The following is a 17,194-nucleotide window of genomic DNA, read 5'->3' as shown; positions in this document are numbered from 1 at the left end:
AACGCTCCCCGTGCGGGGGCGTTCCCGGGTGCGGGGGCGCTGCGGGTGCTGCGGCTGCCTCAGCGGGCGGGATGCTTCCTCTTCCAGAGTTTGAGGAAGGCCCGCTCCGAGGCGGCCGCCAGGCTTTCCTCCTTGGCGTGCAGCCGGCCGTAGCTGAAGCCGTTCTCCCCGCTGCGCAGCGCCCGGCCGCCCAGCTCGGCCAGCCGTTCCCGCGCCACGACGCTGTCCTGGTGCAGGCCCAGGAGCTGCTGGATCTTCCGCGCGGATTTCGCGAGCCGCTTAACGCGCCGGTGCCGCTTTTTCCCGGCCGTCAGTGTGGCGGCAAGTTCGGCGGAGTACCGCAGCCGCTTTGCCGCTTTCCGGACCTCGTGCAGGCCGGCATCCCGGGTGGGGCCGCCGTCGGGGGCGCCGCCGTCGAGGACCTGGTCGTCGTCGTCGTCTGCCGGGGGGAGGGAAGCGACGGCGCGCACCAACCGGCGCTGGTCCTTGGCAACAAGCCTGCCGATCCCCGGCCCCGGAGCTCGGGCCGCCTTCGCTGCCGCCGGCGCGTCGCTGAGGAAGTCGTCCAGGGCCGCGAGCAGGCGGCTGTACCGCTCGCTCCGGAGCCCCTCGTGTGCCGCGTCGAATCCCTCGGCGGCCAGGGAGTCGAGCTCCTCGTCGATCCTGAGCGCGGCCGGACCGAAACGCAGCGACTCCGGCTCCCGGGCGAGCAGGGCGGTCAGCCTGGCATGGACGACGCCCGGGTCCCGGGCCGCCCCGAGGAGGCCGGAGAGCCAGCGCAGTTCATCCCGGAGCGGCTCCACGGCCTCGGCTTCGAACAGCGGCCGGCCCGAGGCGAGCAGTGAGCGGAGGCGGCGCGCGGCAACGCGCATCTGGTGGACATCGTCGGGCTGCCTGGCGAGAACTCCGGGAGCGTGCCGGCGCAGCTCAGCGAGCTGCTGCCCGAGATAGGCCAGCAGGACCTCGCCCGCGGTGGTTGCCACGCTTTACTCTACGTCCTGGACGCAAGGCCCCGCGGCCCCGCGAGGTGTCAGCTCGCGGCAATGTTTGCGCCGGACACTGCCGCGACGTGCCATCTCGGCATAGGCTGTCCGGGACCGGATTCCAGCACGCCACCCCAGGGAGCCCCAATGACACGCCAGCACCAACCAGGCCGGGTCGCCGTCGTCACCGGAGCGGGCTCGGGGATCGGAAGGGCGGTGGCACGGCTCATGCTCGCGGACGGCTACCGGGTGGTGCTGGCCGGCAGGCGGGAGGAACCGCTGCTGGAGACCGGTGCCGGACACGCGCAGGCGCTGGCCGTCCCCTGCGACGTCACCCGGCCCGACGACGTCGAGCGGCTTTTCGACGCGGCGCTGGAGCGCTGGGGGAGGGTGGATGTGCTGTTCAACAACGCCGGCGTGTTCGGCCCCGCCGCCTCGGTGGACGAGATCAGCGTCGAGGAGTGGGAAGCCACGGCCGCTGTGAACCTGACCGGTTCCCTGTTGTGCGCGGCCGCCGCGGTGCGGGCGATGAAGGCGCAGTCGCCGCAGGGCGGCCGGATCATCAACAACGGCTCCATCGCCGCGCACTCTCCGAGGCCGCGCACCGTGGCCTACACGGTCACCAAGCACGCGATCACCGGCCTGACCAAGAACATCGAGCTCGACGGCCGCGGGTTCGGCATCAGCTGCGGGCAGATCGACATCGGCAACGCGGCCACGGAGCTGATGGACCAGATCGGCGTCGGCGACGGCGCGCTCCAGGCGGACGGCAGCCGCCGGGCGGAGCCGACGTTCCCGGTGGAGGACGCGGCCCGGGCCGTGCTGCTGATGGCCGGCATGCCCGCCTCCGCCAGCGTCGGATCGCTCGTGATCACCGCCGCGGGGATGCCGTTCATCGGGCGGGGTTGAGCCGTCACGGCCGGATTTTGACTCTCTAGAGCGGCAGCAGGCCGGACAGGTCGGCGCGCAACCCTGAGGCGGCCACCTTGCCGGCCTCGACCGCGTCCGCCCAGCTGAGCCGGCCGCTGACCATCGCGAGCCAGATGGCGGCGTCGCACTCGATGACGTTCGGGGGAGTGCCGCGGGTGTGCCGGGGGCCCTCGACGCACTGGGTGACGCCGAACGGCGGGACGCGGACCTCCACCGAGTTCCCGGGTGCCCGCGCGGTGACCTCCTCAAGGGAGTAGCGCACCGCCGTCGCGAGCGTCGTGCGCGGAACCGCCGGGGCGTCCGGACCGCCGACCGGGGTCGCGGTGCCCGGCGCCGGGGTCTCAGGCGCCGGGGCGGTGGCTTCCCGCCAGGCGGCCAGCGCCGCGCGGCCCTCGTCCACCGGAATCCGGCGCCGCTGAACAGCCACGGCCTAGTCCAGCAACGCCGAGACGGCGTGGCCGAGGCGGATCTTGCCGACCGGCCGGCCGCCTCCGAGCACCGGGTCGACGACCTTGTCCAGGACGCTTGAGACCTCCGGGATGTCCACGGCGCCCGCGGCGGCGAGCAGGGTCAGGCCAACCAGCGTCGTGGCGCGGATATTGCCGTCGAGGACTTTGATCGCCACCGAGACGCCTTGCGGGGTGGCCATGACCAGCACGCCCTCGGCGCCGACTTTGGCGATGATGCCGAGCTCGTCCATCACGATCGTGTTGGCCTGGCCGCGGCCCTGCACCGCCCACGGGTAGTCCAGCATGGAGGTGGCGATCGTGGCGGCGCGGGCGTTGGAGTTCTTGTCCCCGGGCGCCTTGGCCAGGCGGGAGAAGGCGCGGGCCAGCCCGGTGAGCGAGACCGCGGCCACCGGGGCGCCGCAACCGTCAATGCCGAGGTGGGCGATCTTCTCGCCGCAGTATTCCTCGATCACGGAGCGGATGCGTTGCTGCAGGGGATGGTTCGGCTCCAGGTAGCTGTGCGTGTCCCAACCGTTCTCTGTGCAGGCCCAGAGGAACGCGGCGTGCTTTCCCGAGCAGTTGAACGCCAGCCGCGACTTCCCGCGTTCGGTCTGGACCAGCCACGTCCGGGCCGTCTCGTCCTCGGGCCAGGCGGCTGGGCACTGGAGCTGGTCCTCCTTGACACCCGCGGCCTTAAGCATGCCTTCCACCACGTCCATGTGGTCGAGCGACCCGACGTGGCTGCCGCAGGCGATCGCCACCTGCGCGCCGCGCAGCGGAACGCCGGACTGCATGGACGCCAACGCCTGCAGGGGCTTGAGCGTGGAACGGGCGTAGATCGGGGTGGTGATGTCCCCGAGTTCGGTGACGACGTTGCCGTCCGCGGCCATCACGACGGCGGAGCCGATGTGGCGGGACTCGATGAAACCGCTGCGTTCCACGACTGCCAGTTCGACGGCGGACTCAACAGTGAAGGTGGCATGCGGGTTCAGAGGCATGCTGCAAGTCTATGATGCGTTCGGGGCCCAGCCCGGTTACTCCACGGTGACCATGACGGACTGCCAGCCGGAGGCGCCGTCGGGCACGGGATCGGCACGCTTGTCCGTTTGGACCTCGCCGGTACCGTCGGTGGCCCGGGCCTTGATGTAGTGCGGGCCCGGCGTGGCCTCCCAATCGAGGGACCACTGCCGCCAGGTCACCACGGAGGCCTCCGCGGACAGCACGGCCTCGGTCCAGGGGCCGTTGTCGATCTGCACTTCGACCTTGGTGATCCCGCGGGTCTGCGCCCAGGCGGTGCCGCCGATCGCGATCTTTCCTGCGGGGACCTTGGCGAAGGACTTGGGGACCTCCACCCGGGCCATGGTCTTGATCGGGCCGCGTTCGGACCAGCCGCGCTGCGTCCAGTAGGCCTTGTTGTCCGCGAACCTCGTCACTTCCAGGTCCACCACCCACTTGGTGGCCGAGACGAAGCCGTACAGCCCGGGAACCACCATCCGGACGGGGTAGCCGTGCTCCAGCGGCAGGGCCTCGCCATTCATGCCGATCGCCAGCATCGCGTCGCGGTCATCCTGCAACACCTCCAGCGGCGTGGAGGCGCTGAAGCCGTCCACCGAGGTGGAGAGCACCATGTCCGCGCCGTCCTTGGGCCGGGCCATTTTCAGTACGTCGCGGATGGGCATGCCCAGCCACTTGGCGTTGCCGGCCAGGTTCCCGCCGACCGGGTTGGAGACGCAGGTCAGCGAGACGTGGGACTCGATCAGCTGCGCGTCCAGCAGGTCCTGGAAGCTGAGCCGCACCTCCTGTTCGACCAGCCCGTGGATCCGCAACTCCCAGGACTGGGCGTCGATTTCCGGCACGCTGAGCGCGGTGTCGATCCGGTAAAAGTCCTTGTTCGGCGTCAGCCACGGGGTGACGCCCGGGGCTTTGGACTGGACTCCGGCGGGCACAGGTGCTGCAGCCTTGGCCGGGGCGGGCAGTTTCAGGGCTTCGCGGGCCTGGGCCACGTTGCTGCGGGCGGCGCTCAGGAGCCGTCCGCCAGTCGCGGCCGCGGCGGCAGCGACGGCGGTGATCCCGCTGGCGGTGAAGAAGGCGCGGCGGCTGGTGGCAGGACGGTCCGGCTCCTCGGCCCCGAGGTCCGACGCCACCTCCGGCCACCTGCGCATCCGCCACAGCTTGCTGATCAGGAACCGGAGCACCACCAGACCGGCCACGGTCCCGATCAGCGAAGGAATGGCATCCAGCGGCTTCACACTGGCCCGGGTCACCACGCTGGCTACGATCACCGCGCCGAGCAGCAGCACGCCGGCCACGCCCAGGACCCACTTGCGGAACGCGACGATGCCCAGCACGCAGGCCAGCAGCAGGATGGTCAGGCCCATGCCCACGAACAAGGCGGCCTTGTCATTCGTGCCGAACGTGGCGATGGCGAAATCCTTCATCCACGGCGGGGTGAAGTCGATGAAGGTCGAGCCCAGTGCGATCAGCGGGGTTGCGCGGGCCGTAAAGAAGGCGCCGATCAGTTCTGCGACGGCCAGCACGACGCCGGCCGAGACCACCCCCGCCAGCGCGGCCAAGGCGGTGGGGCCCGAGAAGAGGGCTGGCCGCTTCTTGCGCTGCGTGGTGGTGCCGGGCTTCAGGTTGCTGGGCGTCTTCATACAGGATGTTCGGAGCGGCGGGCCCCGCGGATTGTCCGCGCCCCGGACTGGGCATGTCCGGTGGCCTGTGTGGCCGGGAGTGGGCATGTTCCGTGGCTCGTCCGGTGCCGCGCGTGGGACATGCCCTCCCTGGTGCGTGAGGAATGGGCATATGCGCACTATGTCCAGTGGCGGCGGCCAAGACTGGGCATGTCCCGTGGCCGGCCTGGGCAAACGTGGCCGGGACGAGGCGCGTGGACTGGGACATGCCCTCCCTGCGGCGTCAGGACTGGGCACATGCGCATTATGTGCAGTGGGTGCGGCGGGGACTGGGCATGTCCCGTGGCCGGCGTGGGCACAAGTGGCCGGGACGCGGCGGCCAAGACTGGGCATGTCCCGTGGCGGTCACAGCTTAGGAGCCTGCAGGGTCCACAAAGTACCCTTGGGAACTGTGAAGGTACTTGTCATCGGCCCCGGCGGCCGCGAACACGCCATTGTCCGATCCTTGCTCGCCGACCCCAATGTTTCCGAGGTCCATGCGGCCCCGGGCAACGCCGGTATCAGCAAGCTGGTCCCCACACACGCCATCGACGCGAATGATCCCGACGCCGTCGCCGCGCTGGCGACCAAACTCGCCGTCGACCTCGTGGTGGTCGGCCCCGAAGCCCCGCTGGCCGCCGGCGTCTCCGACGCGGTCCGCGACGCCGGGATCCCCGTCTTCGGCCCCAGCAAAGCCGCCGCCCAGCTCGAGGCCTCTAAAGCGTTCGCCAAGGAAGTCATGGCCGAGGCCGGGGTGCCGACGGCGATGGCCCGGGTGGCCTCCAACGCCGAGGAAGCCGCCGACGCACTCGACACCTTCGGCGCCCCCTACGTCGTGAAGGATGACGGACTCGCCGCCGGCAAGGGCGTCGTCGTCACCCGCGACCGGGACGAGGCGCTGGCCCACGCGCAGAGCTGCTTCGACGCCGGCGGCACCGTGGTGATCGAGGAATTCCTCGACGGCCCCGAGGTCTCCGTGTTTGTCCTGTGCGACGGCAGCACCACTGTGGCGCTCTCCCCGGCACAGGATTTCAAGCGCATCTACGACAACGACGAGGGCCCCAACACCGGCGGCATGGGCGCCTACACCCCGCTCGACTGGGCCCCGGAAGGGCTCGTCCAGGAAGTCATCGACCGGGTCGCGCAGCCCACCGTCAACCAGATGGCCCACCGGGGCACCCCGTTCGTCGGCGTGCTGTTCGTCGGCCTCGCCCTGACCTCCCGCGGCACCCGGGTCATCGAGTTCAACGTCCGCTTCGGCGATCCGGAAACCCAGGCCGTCCTGGCCCGGCTCAAGACGCCCCTCGGCGGCCTGCTGATGGCCGCCGCGAAGGGCGAACTGGACAAGGTCCAGCCGCTGCGCTGGTCCCGGGAGTCGGCGGTCGCCGTCGTCGTCGCCGCCGAAAACTACCCCGGCACGCCCCGGACCGGGGACCGGATCCGCGGCCTCAAGAAGGTCGAAGCTATCGAGGGCGTGCACGTCATCCATGCCGGCACCAAACTCGACGACGAGGGCAAGGTGGTCTCCGCCGGCGGCCGCGTCCTCGCCGTGGTGGCGCTCGGGACGGACCTCGTGGAGGCCCGCGAACGGGCGTACGACGGCGTCGAACTGGTCCAGCTGGACGGCGGCCAGTTCCGCACCGACATCGGCGGCAAGGCCGCCCGCGGCGAAATCAAGGTGACGGCGCCCGGCACAGCCTCGGCTGTCGCTGCCGCCGCCGCGAAAGCGAAGGGCTGAGCATGAACGCCACAGAATCCGCCGGGCCCACCGGCGGCCTGCAGACCGAGACGCTGGACCTGCCGGGCTGGAAGCATGTCTATTCCGGCAAGGTCCGCGACCTGTATGTGCCGGAGGACGCGTCCATTACCGAGCGCGTCGGCCACGAGTGCGTCCTGGTGGTGGCCAGTGACCGGATCAGCGCCTACGACCATGTGCTGGCCAGCGAGATCCCGGACAAGGGGCGCATCCTCACCCAGTTGAGCCTGTGGTGGTTCGAGCAGCTGGGCGTGGAGCACCACGTGCTCGCGTCCACGGTCGACGGCGGCGTGCCCGCCGCGGTCGAGGGCCGCGCCATGATCTGCAAGAAGCTCGACATGTTCCCGGTGGAATGCATCGCCCGCGGCTACCTGACCGGGTCCGGGCTGGCCGAATACCGGCAGTCCGGCACCGTGTGCAGCATCCCGCTGCCGGCCGGCTTGGTGGACGGCTCCCGGCTCGCCGAGGCGATCTTCACCCCCTCCGCGAAGGCCGAGGTGGGGGAGCACGACGAGAACATCACCTACGACGCCGTCGTCGGCCTGGTGGGCGAGGACACCGCCGGGCGGCTCCGCGAGTTGACCCTGCAGATCTACACCAAGGCCGAAGAGATCGCCCGCGGCCGCGGCATCATCCTGGCCGACACCAAGGTGGAGTTCGGCATCGACGCCGCGACCGGCGTGATCACGCTCGGCGACGAGGTCCTGACCCCGGACTCCTCGCGTTTCTGGGACGCCGAGACCTACCAGCCGGGCCAGGCGCAGCCGTCGTATGACAAGCAGTACGTCCGCGACTGGCTGACCTCGGACGCATCGGGCTGGGACAAGTCCTCGGACGCGCCTCCGCCGGCGCTGCCGGCCGACGTCGTCGACCGCACCCGCAGCCGCTACGTGGAAGCCTACGAGCTGCTCACCGGCCGGACCTTCGTCTAGCCGTCCTTCGGGTAGCCGACGGCGACTGGCCGGCGACGGCTCGCCAGGCCGGCGGCCGGAGGGAGCTAGCTTCCGGCGGCCGCGGCCTCGGCGCGGCGCTGGGCGAGCCGGATTTCCAGCACGGCGTCCATGGCCTGCTGCACCCGGTCCGAGGCGCCGGCGGCGCTGAACTCCTTCTGGGCTTCGTCCAAATAGACGAGGGCCTCCTCGGATTCGCCGGCGGCCTTGAGCGCCTTGCCGAGCAAAAGCGACACCTCGCCGGCTGTGTGCTTCGCGAGGACGTCGCGTTCCTGGTGGATCTCCCGGAGTTTTTGGACCGCGCCCACGATGTCCCCGGTGAGGTAGAGCCAGCGTGCCCGGATGAAGGCCACCTCCAGCTGGTCGGTCTTGTTGCCGCCGACGATGGAGAGGGCCAGTTCGGCGCGTTCGATCGAGGACAGGGTCTCCGGTTCGACGATCCCCGAGGACAGGCGCACGGCGGCGGAGGCTTTGTTGAACCTGGCCCAGAGGTCGATGTCGTTTGCGGGGGAGAGCAGCTTGGCGGCCTTCTCGTGGTACTTGATGCCCTCGGCGTAGTCATGCCGCATAAAGGCCACGTTTCCCACCACCCAGGCGACTTCGCCGGCGAGCTGGGACATGGATTGGTCGTCCATCTGTTCGTTCATGTCCTGGCAGTATTTCCAGGCCTCGTCGAGCCGGCCGCTTTCGGCGAGGGCGCCGATGAGTGCCCGCAGCGCCCCGATGATCAGGGTGGAGCCCTTGGGTAGCTGGGCGCAGAGCCGCACCGCTTCCTGGGCGTTCTCCACCGCAGCGGTCAGCTGGCCCTGGCCCTGGGCGGCTGCGGCCAGCATCTGCCGGGCCCGCACGCCCAGGCCGGCCGATTCGGCGGCCATCGGGTGGTCGAGCAGCCGCTGGACGATCGCCTTGCATTCGGCCCACATGCCCTGCTTGATCAGGCATTCGGCCTGCATGTAGGTCATGTTCCACCAGGCGCTGGTGTTTTTTGCCTCCAGCGCGATCTGGGCGGCGGACGCAGCATGGACTGCCGCGAGCGGGTAGTCCCGCAGATCCCAGGCCTGCCGGGCGTACAGTCCTGCCAGCACGTATTCGGCGTCGCTGACGGAGACAGGCTGGCTCCAGGCTTCCAGGGCCTTGGGCGCGAGCTCAAGCCGGCGGGCGAGCTCCTCGATGACTTCCGCGGTCGGCTCGCGGCGCCCGGTTTCGAGCAGCGAGATGTAGCTGGGCGAGAACAGATCCTTCCCCAATTCCGCCTGCGTGAGTCCACGCTCCAGCCGTTCCGCGCGGAGTTTTTCCCCGAATCCGTTCCCCACGGATACCACCTCATTCCGGACACTTCATATACTAAATGCTTGACAGCCTCTGTGGAAAACATTTTACAATGTGTGTCAACAAGGGCAGTGCTGACTTGGTAACGACTCCGACTCAAAATGAGGAACTCTATGTTGAAGAAGATTGCAGCCGGCGCGGTTCTCGCAGGCGCCCTGGCTTTCTCCGCGGCGGCTCCGGCCGTTCTGTCCGCAGGTTCCATCGCCGATACCACCAACATCACCGCCGTTGGCAACTGGCCGGACCCCATGCGTACGGCATCGGCCGTGGGCAACTGGCCGGACCCGATGACGTACTCCACCAACGTCGGCAACTGGCCCGACCCGATGTAACCAACGCTCCGACAGCCCCGGGATGCCCGCCAAGGTCGTCCCGGGGCTGCTTTTTGCCCTGAACCCCGCGTCGATTGCCGCGCCCCGGTTGAACACAAAAAAGAGGGCCTTCCAGTGGAAGGCCCTCTTTTGACTGGTCGGGATGACAGGATTTGAACCTGCGACCTCGTCGTCCCGAACGACGCGCGCTACCAAGCTGCGCCACATCCCGATCCGTTACTTCAAAAGCAACTTCACAAGAGTATCCGATTCCTGCCCCGGATGCGAAATCGGAGCCCCATGCGGGGCTAACGGAGGCGCGCTCGGGGGGAGCCTGGTCAGACCAGCGAGTCCTTCCACGCCCCGTGCAGCTTGGCGAAGCGCCCGCCCCCGCCGATCAGCTCCGCGGGCGTGCCGTCCTCCACCACACGGCCGTCATAGACCACCAGCACGCGGTCGGCGGTCTCTACGGTGGAGAGCCGGTGCGCAATGATCAGCGCGGTGCGGCCTGCCTCGCCGGAGCTGACGCCTTGCAGCAGGCTCGCCAGCCCCGCCTGGACCATACGTTCCGAGGGGATGTCCAGCGAGGACGTCGCCTCATCCAGGATCAGGACGGCGGGCCGGGCGAGGAAGGCCCGGGCAAAGCTGATCAGCTGGCGCTGCCCGGCCGAAACCCGGCCGCCGCGTTTGTTGACGTCGGTGTCGTACCCGTCGGGCAGCGCCGTGATGAACTCGTGGGCGCCCACGGCCTTCGCGGCGTCCTCGATCTCCTGCCGGGAGGCCTCGGGCCGGCCCAGCGCGATGTTGTCCGCCACGGATCCGCTGAAGAGGAATGCCTCCTGGGTGACCATGACGACGTTCCGGCGCAGGTCCGCCGTCGTCAGCTGCCGCAGGTCCACGCCGTCGAGCGTGAGCGAGCCGGAGGAGACGTCGTAGAAGCGCGCGATCAGCTTGGCCAGCGTCGACTTCCCGGCGCCGGTCTGGCCCACCAGGGCGACGGTCTGGCCGGCGGGGATGTGCAGGTCCATGGCGGGGATGATGACCGGGCCGTCACCGTAGCGGAACTCGACGTTCCCGAAATCGATGCTGCCCTTCGCCTCGGGCAGGGCCACGGGGTTTTTCGGCGGCCGGACGGTGGGCACTTCCTCCAGCAGCCCGGAGACCTTCTCCAGCGCCGCCTGAGCGCTCTGGAAGGAGTTGTAGAACATCGCCATCTGGTCCACCGGCTGGAAGAACCGCTTGGCGGAGAGGATCAGCGCCAGCAGCACGCCCACGGCCAGCTCGCCGCTGAGGACGCGGAAGCCGCCGGTGAGCAGCACGACGGCGACGCAGACGTTCCCGATCAGCACGAGGCCGGGCTGGAAGACGCCGTTGAGGTTGATGGAGCGGACGGTGACCTTGCGGTAGTCCTCGGAGAGCTCCGCGTAGCGTTCGGCGTTCTGGCGCTCCTTGCGGAAGGCCTTGACGGCACGGATGCCGGTCATCGTCTCGACGAAGTGCACGATCAGCCTGGCCGAGACGACGCGGGATTCGCGGAAGGCGATCTGCGAGTGCTTCTGGTACCAGCGGGCCAGGAAGTACATCGGCACGCCGGCGGCGAGCACCAGCAGCCCGCTGCGCCAGTCCAGGGCGAACACGGTGATGGCGGTGAAGACCATAAACAGCATCCCGGAGGCGAGCGAGCTGACCCCGGAGTCAAGGAGTTCGCGCAGGGCTTCAAGGTCCGAGGTCTGCCGGGCGATGATGCGGCCCGAGGTGTACTTCTCGTGGAATTCCAGGCTCAGCCGCTGGGTCTGCCGGAAGACCCGCACGCGCAGGTCCAGCAGCATCGCCTGGCTCAGGCGCGCCGTCGAGGTGACGTACAGGGCGGTCAGCCCGGCCGTTGCAACGGCCGCGGCGAGGTACGCGGCGCCGGCCAGCACCAGCGGGACGTTGTCCCCGGCGCGCAGGGCCGGCAGCGCGTGGTCGATCCCGAAGGCGATCAGTGCCGGCCCGGCCACGCGGGCGGCCTGGGACAGCACGACGGCGGCGATGGTCAGCCAGAAACGCCGGCGGACCGGGCGGATCAGTGAGCCGAGCAGGGCCAACGAGCGGCGCCGGACGGCCCTGCTGTCGGACTTGGACAGGTGGGCGTTGTCCTCGTTGGCGGTGCCGAAGGTGGCCGTGCTCATCGGGACACCTCCTCGGCCTCGAGGGCGGACAATTCGGAGTCCAGGTCCCGCGGTTCCGGGTCCAGGCTCGCGATGACGTAGCGGTAGTGGCTGTTTTCCGCGAGCAGTTCGGTGTGGGTTCCGACGGCGGCGATCCGGCCGTCCTCCAGCAGCGCCACCCGGTCGGCCAGGGCCACGGTGGAGGGCCGGTGGGCGACGATCAGGGTGGTAGTGTCCGCCAGCACCTCGCGCAGCCGGGCCTCGACGAGCTCCTCGGTGTTCACGTCCAGCGCGGAGAGGGGGTCGTCCAGGACCAGCACCTTCGGCTGGGCAGCGACGGCCCGGGCCAGCGCGATGCGCTGCCGCTGGCCGCCGGACAGGCTCAGGCCCTCCTCGCCGATCAAGGTGTCCAGGCCCTCCGGCAGGGAGTACGCGAAGTGGGCCTGGGCGGTGTCCAGCGCCTGGGCCAGGATCTGCTCCCGGCGCTCCGCGGACTCGTGGCCCGGGACGCCGAGCAGCACGTTGTCCCGGACGGAACTGGAAAACAGCGTGGTGTCCTCGAACGCGACGGCGACGACACTGCGCAGCTCCTCAACGCTGAAGTCGCGCAGGTCCACGCCGTCGATCGTGACCGAGCCGGCCGTGACGTCGAACAGGCGCGGCACCAGCTGCAGCAGGGCACTCTTGCCGCTGCCGGTGATGCCCACCAGCGCCATGGTCTCGCCGGGGCGGATATCCAGGCTGATGTCCTTGAGGATCGGCTTGTCCGGTGCATCCTCGAAGGCGAAGGCGGCGTTGTGGAAGCCCAGGGCGCCCTTGAGCTGGTCGGGCCGGCGCGGCTGCGGCGGGCTGGTGATGGTGTTGACCGAGTCCATCACCTCGAAGTGCCGGTCCACGGCGGACTTGGCGGTGAGCGCCATCGCCAGCAGCATGCCGCAGAACTCCACCGGCGCGGCGATCACGGCGGCGGTGGCGAAGAAGGCCACGAGCGAGCCGATGCTCAACTCGCCGCTGGCCGCCAGCATGACGCCGACAACCAGCCCGGCGCCCAGGGCCAGCTCAGGCAGCAGGGTGACGACGAGGCTGAAGGCGGCCAGGTGCTTGGCCTTCGCGATCTCGGTCTGGCGCAGCTCCTCGGCCTGTTCGTTGAAGTTCTCCAGCGCCTCGCGGCTGCGGCCGAAGGCCTTGAGCACGCGGATGCCGTGGACGGACTCCTCGACCGTGGTGGCGAGGTCACCGGCCTGGTCCTGGCTGCGGCGGGCCACCTTGCTGAAGCGGGTCCGGAAGCGGAAGCCGTAGATCATGATCGGCACGGCGGCGGCCAGGAAGATCAGGGCCAGCTGCCAGCTCATGGAGAACATCACGACGACGCCGATCACCACGGTCAGCGTGGTGACCACGAGCATGATCGCCCCGAACGCCATCCAGCGCCGAAGGAAGTTCAGGTCCGTCATGGCGCGCGAGAGCAGCTGACCGGAACCCCAGCGGTCATGGAAGGAGACGGTCAGGTCCTGCAGGTGGTCGTACAGCGAGACCCGCATCCGGGTTTCCACGGTGGTGGCCGGGTTGATGACAAACTGGCGGCGCAGTGCCACGAGTCCGGCCTCGGCGACACCCAGCAGCAGGATCACCGAGGAGGCAATCCAGACGGCCTGGCTGCTGCCGCCGGGCCGCAGCCAGTCGTTGACGAGCACGCGCAGGACCTGCGGGATGGCCAGCGCCACCAGGCTGGCCAGCAAGGCGCACAGCAGGCCCATGACCAGCCGGGGCATGATCGGTCTGACGTGCGGATAGAGACGGCTGATGGATGAGAAAAACGGAGTCTGCTTGGCCATGCCTGCTTCTTAGGGGCAACTGCGAAGTGAATTACGCAACTGGATGTAGTTTCCTGTAGCAACTACCCTAGGCCATCCCGTGACCCGCTTCACAGGATATCGCGCTGCTCGCACATTTGGCCCAGTAATTATGTTCCGCAATGCTGGCCCGCGATGGGTGGCTCCTGGGAGCAGGATCCCGCTGCACGCGCCTGGGGACATGCCCATCCTTGGCCACCAGGACTGGGCACGGTGCCGCTATGTCCACCGCTGGACTCGAAGACGGGGCATGTCCCCCGGGAAGCCGGTGCGGGGGAGGGCATGTCCATCCGGAGCAGGCGCCCGGCGGAGCAAGCCCGGCGAAGGAGGTCCAGGGATGCCCGGCGGGTTCAGGGGCGGGCGGTAAGGGTGAGCAGGACGGCTTCGGGTTTGCAGGCGATCCGGACCGGGGCGAAGCGCGAGGTGCCGATGCCGCCGGAGACGTTCACCGGCGTCGTACGTCCCTTGCTTTCCCAGTCGTGCAGGCCCTTGGCACGCCAGGTGGGCAGGTCGCAGTTGGCAACAAGCGCCCCGTAGCCCGGAACGCAGATCTGGCCGCCGTGCGTGTGGCCGGCCAGCAGCAGGTCCGCGCCGTCCTCGGTGAAGTGGTCCAGGACGCGCTGGTAGGGCGCATGGGCGACGGCGACGCGCAGGTGCGGTTTGGCGTCCTGGCCGCTGGTGCCCCGGGGCCAGCCGGCGTAGCGCTCCAGCCTCAGGTGCGGATCGTCCACGCCGGAAAAATCCACCCGCAGGCCGTTGATCACGAGTGACTGGCAGCGGTTGGTCAGATCCACCCAGCCGCCCATGCCGAAGCCGGAGCGCAGCCGCGGCCAGTCCAGCGCTATGGGATCCGGCCGGGACTTGGACGGCCCCAGCAGGTAGGAGGCGGGGTTCTTCAGCCGGGGCGCGAAGTAGTCGTTGGAGCCGGGGACGAAGACGCCCGGGAATTCCATCAGGGGCCGCAGGGCCTCCAGCACGGGGTCGACGGCTTTGACGTGGCTGAGGTTGTCACCGGTGTTCACCACCAGGTCCGGTTTCAGCCCGGCGAGGGATTGCAGCCACGCGGCCTTGCGGTGCTGGCCGGGCACAAAGTGGATGTCGCTCAGGTGCAGCACACGCATCGGCCCGTGCCCCGTCGGCAGGATGGGGAGGCTCTCCTCCCGGAGCACGAACTGGTTCTTCTCCCACAGGCCGTAGCCGGTCGCGGCGGCACCCGCGGCGGCTCCAACGGCGGTGGTGACGGCAAAGCCGCGCCTGATGCTTCGGGCGCGGCTTGCCAGGACAGATCCGCCGGCCATGGCTACTTGTTGTTTCCGGGCTTCGTCGGGCCCGAGGTTGCCGGCGGTTCGGACGGCGCGGGGTTCTGCGTCGCCGGAGCCGGAGCCGGGGTGTCGTTGGTGTTGCCGTTGTTGTTCGTGTTGCGGGACTCCGTGTTGGGCTGCTGGTACGACGGGGTGTCTCCGTACAGCAGGTTCGACGGCGGCTCCGGGAACGGCTCGGTGCCGTGCGACGGGGCGATCTGGGCCATGAACTTGGAGAACATCGGGCCGGCGATCATGTAACCGTCGATGCCCTCGTAGAACTGGCCGTTGACCGTGATGTTCTGTCCGGCGCGCCCCTGGCTGCCGAGCGGGTCGCCGAACCAGGCGGCCGTCGCGAGTCCGGTGGTGTGGCCGACCACCCAGGTGGAGCCGTTGTTGTTGGAGGTACCGGTCTTGGCAGCGATCGGGAAGTTGGTGACGGTGGAAATGCGCGGCTGGATCAGCGAACCGGAGCCGCGGTTCAGGACCTCCTGCAGCGCATAGTTCACGCCCTTGGCTACCTCCGGCTTGATGGCGTCCCGGCAGTTCGGTGCCTGGGCGGGCAGCTTGGCGCCGGACGCATCCGTCACCGAGGTGATCGCCATCGGCGCGCAGTACCGGCCGTCGTTCGCGAAGGTGGCAAACGCGCTTGCCATGGTCAGCGGCGCCGTCTGGGTTGAACCCAGGAGGTTGGGCAGCCGTGACATGTCGACCGGATTGTTGTCCAGGCCGTTGTGGATGCCGACGGCGTCCACAATCCGCTGGATCCCGCAGAAGTCGAGCTGCGCGGCGGCAGCGAAGGTGATCGTGTTAATCGAGTTGTAGAGGCCCTTCAGGACCGTCATGGGGCGGTAGTACCCCTCTTCGGCGTTCTGCAGGTCGTCCGCGGCGTTCCCGCCGGCGTTCTTCTCGGCGGTGCTGTAGGCGCCCACAGTGGTGCCGCAGGAGTTCCGCCAGGGGAAGCCGTTCCGGTACTCGCGCACCGAGCCGTCCACAATGGTGTTCATCGACTTGCCCTCGTCCAGCCATTCGGCGAAGGTGAAGGGCTTCATCGTGGAGCCGGGTTGTGCGCCGCCGAGGCCGCCGAGGTCCTGGCCCTTCTCATCGTTTTTATCGACATTGAAGTTGATCTGGGTGTCGAACTTCCCCTTGGCCGGCAGCCACCTGGTGTTCTGCGCCATGTTGGTGATCTTGCCGGAGCCCGGTTCAACGGAGACCAGCGCGGCGCCCCACTTGTTCGGGTTCGCGCCGGCCGCGGCATCCACCTGCGCCTGGGCTGCCTTCTGGGCCGCCGGTTCCAGCGTGGTCTTGATGGTCAGGCCGCCGCGGAAGACCTTCCGCTCGCGTTCCTTGGCGTCGGCGCCGTAGGCCGGGTTGTTGAGCAGCAGGTGCAGCACGTAGTCGCAGAAATACGGGGCGGTGGGGGAGTAGGCGCAGCCCTGGCGCGGCTGGGTCACCTTGGTCTTGACCGGGGTGGCAACAGCGGCGTCGTATTGCGCCTGCTTGATCTTCCCCTGGGTGAGCATGGCCTTGAGCACAAGGTTGCGGCGGACCTTGGCGTTGTCCGGATTGGAGATCGGGTCGTAGAAGGACGGGCTGTTCACCACGCCGGCCAGCAGGGCGGCCTGCGGCAGCGTCAGGTTCTTGGCGGACGTGCTGAAGAACAGCCGGGACGCGGCCTCAATGCCGTAAGCGTCGCGATTGAAGAACACGATGTTGAGATAGCCCTCAAGGATCTGCTCCTTGGTGAACTTCTTCTCCAGGGCAATCGCCAGCTTCATCTCGCGAAGCTTATCCCCGACGCCCTTGTTCACGCCGTTGAGCAGGACCTGGTCGCCCTTGCCTTCGGACTCCAGGGAAGAGTTGATGACGTTGTTGACGTACTGCTGGGTGATGGTCGATGCACCCTGCTTGTTGCCGCGCGCGGTGGCAACCAATGCGCGCAGAATACCGGTGGTGTCCACGCCGCCGTGTTCGTAGAAGCGGCTGTCCTCAATGGCGATCACCGCGTCCTTGATGAAGGGCGACATCTGGTCCAGCGAGACGCGGGTGCGGTTCTCTTTGTAGATCGTGGCGATGACACTGCCGTCGGCGGCCAGGATCTTGGTCGACTGGCTCGGCGGCTCAACCTTCAGTTCGGCCGGCAGGGCCTCGAAGAATTTGATCGAACCGCTCGCGGTGTTGCCGGAGACGGCGGCCGCGGGAACCAGCAGTCCCGCCACCAGGACGCCACAGATAGCGCTCACGCCCAGGAAAAGGACCAGCTTTCCGAGGGTGGTGGCCGTGTCGAATAAAGGGTTCTTACCAGTCGCCATGTTTTCCACTTTACCGGCAAGGACTAGGCTTTACTTCATGACCAAATGGGAGTACGCCACGATTCCGCTCATTATCCACGCCACCAAGCAGATCCTGGATCAGTGGGGCGACGACGGCTGGGAGCTCGTGCAGGTTGTTCCGGGCCCCGATGGAAACGGCCTGGTCGCCTACCTGAAGCGGGAGAAGAACTAGCC

General features: G+C 68.7%; 14 protein-coding genes and 1 tRNA gene. 5 read left to right on the top strand and 10 right to left on the bottom strand.

From position 1 onward, the window contains the following. Positions 1–59: 59 nt before the first annotated feature. Positions 60–983: a CHAD domain-containing protein gene (locus AC1MBE_RS07160; RefSeq protein WP_479781913.1), complete on the bottom strand. Its 924-nt coding sequence runs from the start codon at positions 981–983 to the stop codon at positions 60–62. Positions 984–1,130: 147 nt separating this feature from the next. Here AC1MBE_RS07160 and AC1MBE_RS07155 point away from each other — a divergent pair, with 147 nt between their 5' ends. Further along, positions 1,131–1,892 carry an SDR family oxidoreductase gene (locus AC1MBE_RS07155; protein WP_479781911.1) on the top strand — a complete coding sequence of 254 codons (762 nt, stop codon included), beginning with the start codon at positions 1,131–1,133 and terminating at the stop codon, positions 1,890–1,892. Between the two features lie 25 nt (positions 1,893–1,917). On the opposite strand, the gene AC1MBE_RS07150 is transcribed toward AC1MBE_RS07155, so the two are convergent. From AC1MBE_RS07150 to AC1MBE_RS07140, 3 genes are read right to left on the bottom strand one after another with little or no spacing between them, the layout of a single operon-like run. Next, entirely contained in the window at positions 1,918–2,340 is a 423-nt protein-coding gene (locus AC1MBE_RS07150; protein WP_479781909.1) for a sterol carrier family protein, read from the bottom strand. A gap of 3 nt (positions 2,341–2,343) precedes the next feature. Beyond that, positions 2,344–3,360, bottom strand: a complete 1,017-nt coding sequence (locus AC1MBE_RS07145) for an asparaginase (protein WP_479781907.1) — start codon at positions 3,358–3,360, stop codon at positions 2,344–2,346. A 36-nt stretch (positions 3,361–3,396) separates the two neighbouring features. Then, positions 3,397–5,016, bottom strand: coding sequence for a molybdopterin-dependent oxidoreductase (locus AC1MBE_RS07140; RefSeq protein WP_479781905.1), 1,620 nt, complete (start codon positions 5,014–5,016; stop codon positions 3,397–3,399). Between the two features lie 430 nt (positions 5,017–5,446). Here AC1MBE_RS07140 and purD point away from each other — a divergent pair, with 430 nt between their 5' ends. Then, the gene (purD, locus tag AC1MBE_RS07135; RefSeq protein ID WP_346957850.1) at positions 5,447–6,772 is read left to right on the top strand and encodes a phosphoribosylamine--glycine ligase; all 1,326 of its coding nucleotides are present in this window, start codon (positions 5,447–5,449) and stop codon (positions 6,770–6,772) included. A gap of 2 nt (positions 6,773–6,774) precedes the next feature. Next, complete coding sequence (locus tag AC1MBE_RS07130) at positions 6,775–7,722, top strand: phosphoribosylaminoimidazolesuccinocarboxamide synthase (protein ID WP_479781902.1); 948 nt, start codon at positions 6,775–6,777, stop codon at positions 7,720–7,722. 65 nt (positions 7,723–7,787) lie between these two features. Here AC1MBE_RS07130 and AC1MBE_RS07125 read toward each other — a convergent pair whose 3' ends face one another. Beyond that, positions 7,788–9,053 (bottom strand): helix-turn-helix domain-containing protein, encoded by a 1,266-nt coding sequence (locus AC1MBE_RS07125; protein WP_479781900.1) that lies wholly within the window; start codon positions 9,051–9,053, stop codon positions 7,788–7,790. Positions 9,054–9,182: 129 nt separating this feature from the next. Between AC1MBE_RS07125 and AC1MBE_RS07120 the strand changes: the two genes are divergently transcribed. Further along, complete coding sequence (locus tag AC1MBE_RS07120; RefSeq protein WP_346957847.1) at positions 9,183–9,401, top strand: hypothetical protein; 219 nt, start codon at positions 9,183–9,185, stop codon at positions 9,399–9,401. Positions 9,402–9,535: 134 nt separating this feature from the next. Here AC1MBE_RS07120 and AC1MBE_RS07115 read toward each other — a convergent pair. From AC1MBE_RS07115 to AC1MBE_RS07095, 5 genes are all read right to left on the bottom strand, one after another. After that, positions 9,536–9,612: transfer RNA gene (locus tag AC1MBE_RS07115), tRNA-Pro, on the bottom strand. Positions 9,613–9,718: 106 nt separating this feature from the next. Beyond that, on the bottom strand, positions 9,719–11,551 hold the full coding sequence (locus AC1MBE_RS07110; RefSeq protein WP_479781898.1) for an ABC transporter ATP-binding protein: 1,833 nt from the start codon (positions 11,549–11,551) through the stop codon (positions 9,719–9,721). Beyond that, positions 11,548–13,365, bottom strand: a complete 1,818-nt coding sequence (locus AC1MBE_RS07105) for an ABC transporter ATP-binding protein (RefSeq protein ID WP_479781896.1) — start codon at positions 13,363–13,365, stop codon at positions 11,548–11,550. The genes AC1MBE_RS07110 and AC1MBE_RS07105 overlap by 4 nt, the downstream gene beginning before the upstream one ends. Positions 13,366–13,733: 368 nt before the next feature. Beyond that, positions 13,734–14,681, bottom strand: a complete 948-nt coding sequence (locus AC1MBE_RS07100) for a metallophosphoesterase (RefSeq protein WP_479781894.1) — start codon at positions 14,679–14,681, stop codon at positions 13,734–13,736. 2 nt (positions 14,682–14,683) lie between these two features. After that, positions 14,684–16,999 (bottom strand): transglycosylase domain-containing protein, encoded by a 2,316-nt coding sequence (locus AC1MBE_RS07095; RefSeq protein WP_479781892.1) that lies wholly within the window; start codon positions 16,997–16,999, stop codon positions 14,684–14,686. A gap of 37 nt (positions 17,000–17,036) precedes the next feature. On the opposite strand from AC1MBE_RS07095, the gene sp36 reads away from it, so the two are divergent. Then, the gene (gene sp36, locus AC1MBE_RS07090; protein WP_175321496.1) at positions 17,037–17,192 is read left to right on the top strand and encodes a Sp36 family protein; all 156 of its coding nucleotides are present in this window, start codon (positions 17,037–17,039) and stop codon (positions 17,190–17,192) included. The last annotated feature ends 2 nt before the right edge of the window (positions 17,193–17,194 follow it).

The organism is Arthrobacter sp. BG5, assembly GCF_056680155.1.
This window is presented reverse-complemented; position numbering and strand designations above follow the sequence as displayed.

Coding starts and splice junctions, on each gene's coding strand:
- AC1MBE_RS07120 (WP_346957847.1), top strand. CDS start 9,183: ATGTTGAAGAAGATTGCAGCCGGCGCGGTTCTCGCAGGCGCCCTGGCT.
- AC1MBE_RS07140 (WP_479781905.1), bottom strand. CDS start 5,016: ATGAAGACGCCCAGCAACCTGAAGCCCGGCACCACCACGCAGCGCAAG.
- AC1MBE_RS07130 (WP_479781902.1), top strand. CDS start 6,775: ATGAACGCCACAGAATCCGCCGGGCCCACCGGCGGCCTGCAGACCGAG.
- AC1MBE_RS07095 (WP_479781892.1), bottom strand. CDS start 16,999: ATGGCGACTGGTAAGAACCCTTTATTCGACACGGCCACCACCCTCGGA.
- AC1MBE_RS07155 (WP_479781911.1), top strand. CDS start 1,131: ATGACACGCCAGCACCAACCAGGCCGGGTCGCCGTCGTCACCGGAGCG.
- AC1MBE_RS07145 (WP_479781907.1), bottom strand. CDS start 3,360: ATGCCTCTGAACCCGCATGCCACCTTCACTGTTGAGTCCGCCGTCGAA.
- AC1MBE_RS07110 (WP_479781898.1), bottom strand. CDS start 11,551: ATGAGCACGGCCACCTTCGGCACCGCCAACGAGGACAACGCCCACCTG.
- AC1MBE_RS07105 (WP_479781896.1), bottom strand. CDS start 13,365: ATGGCCAAGCAGACTCCGTTTTTCTCATCCATCAGCCGTCTCTATCCG.
- AC1MBE_RS07100 (WP_479781894.1), bottom strand. CDS start 14,681: ATGGCCGGCGGATCTGTCCTGGCAAGCCGCGCCCGAAGCATCAGGCGC.
- sp36 (WP_175321496.1), top strand. CDS start 17,037: ATGACCAAATGGGAGTACGCCACGATTCCGCTCATTATCCACGCCACC.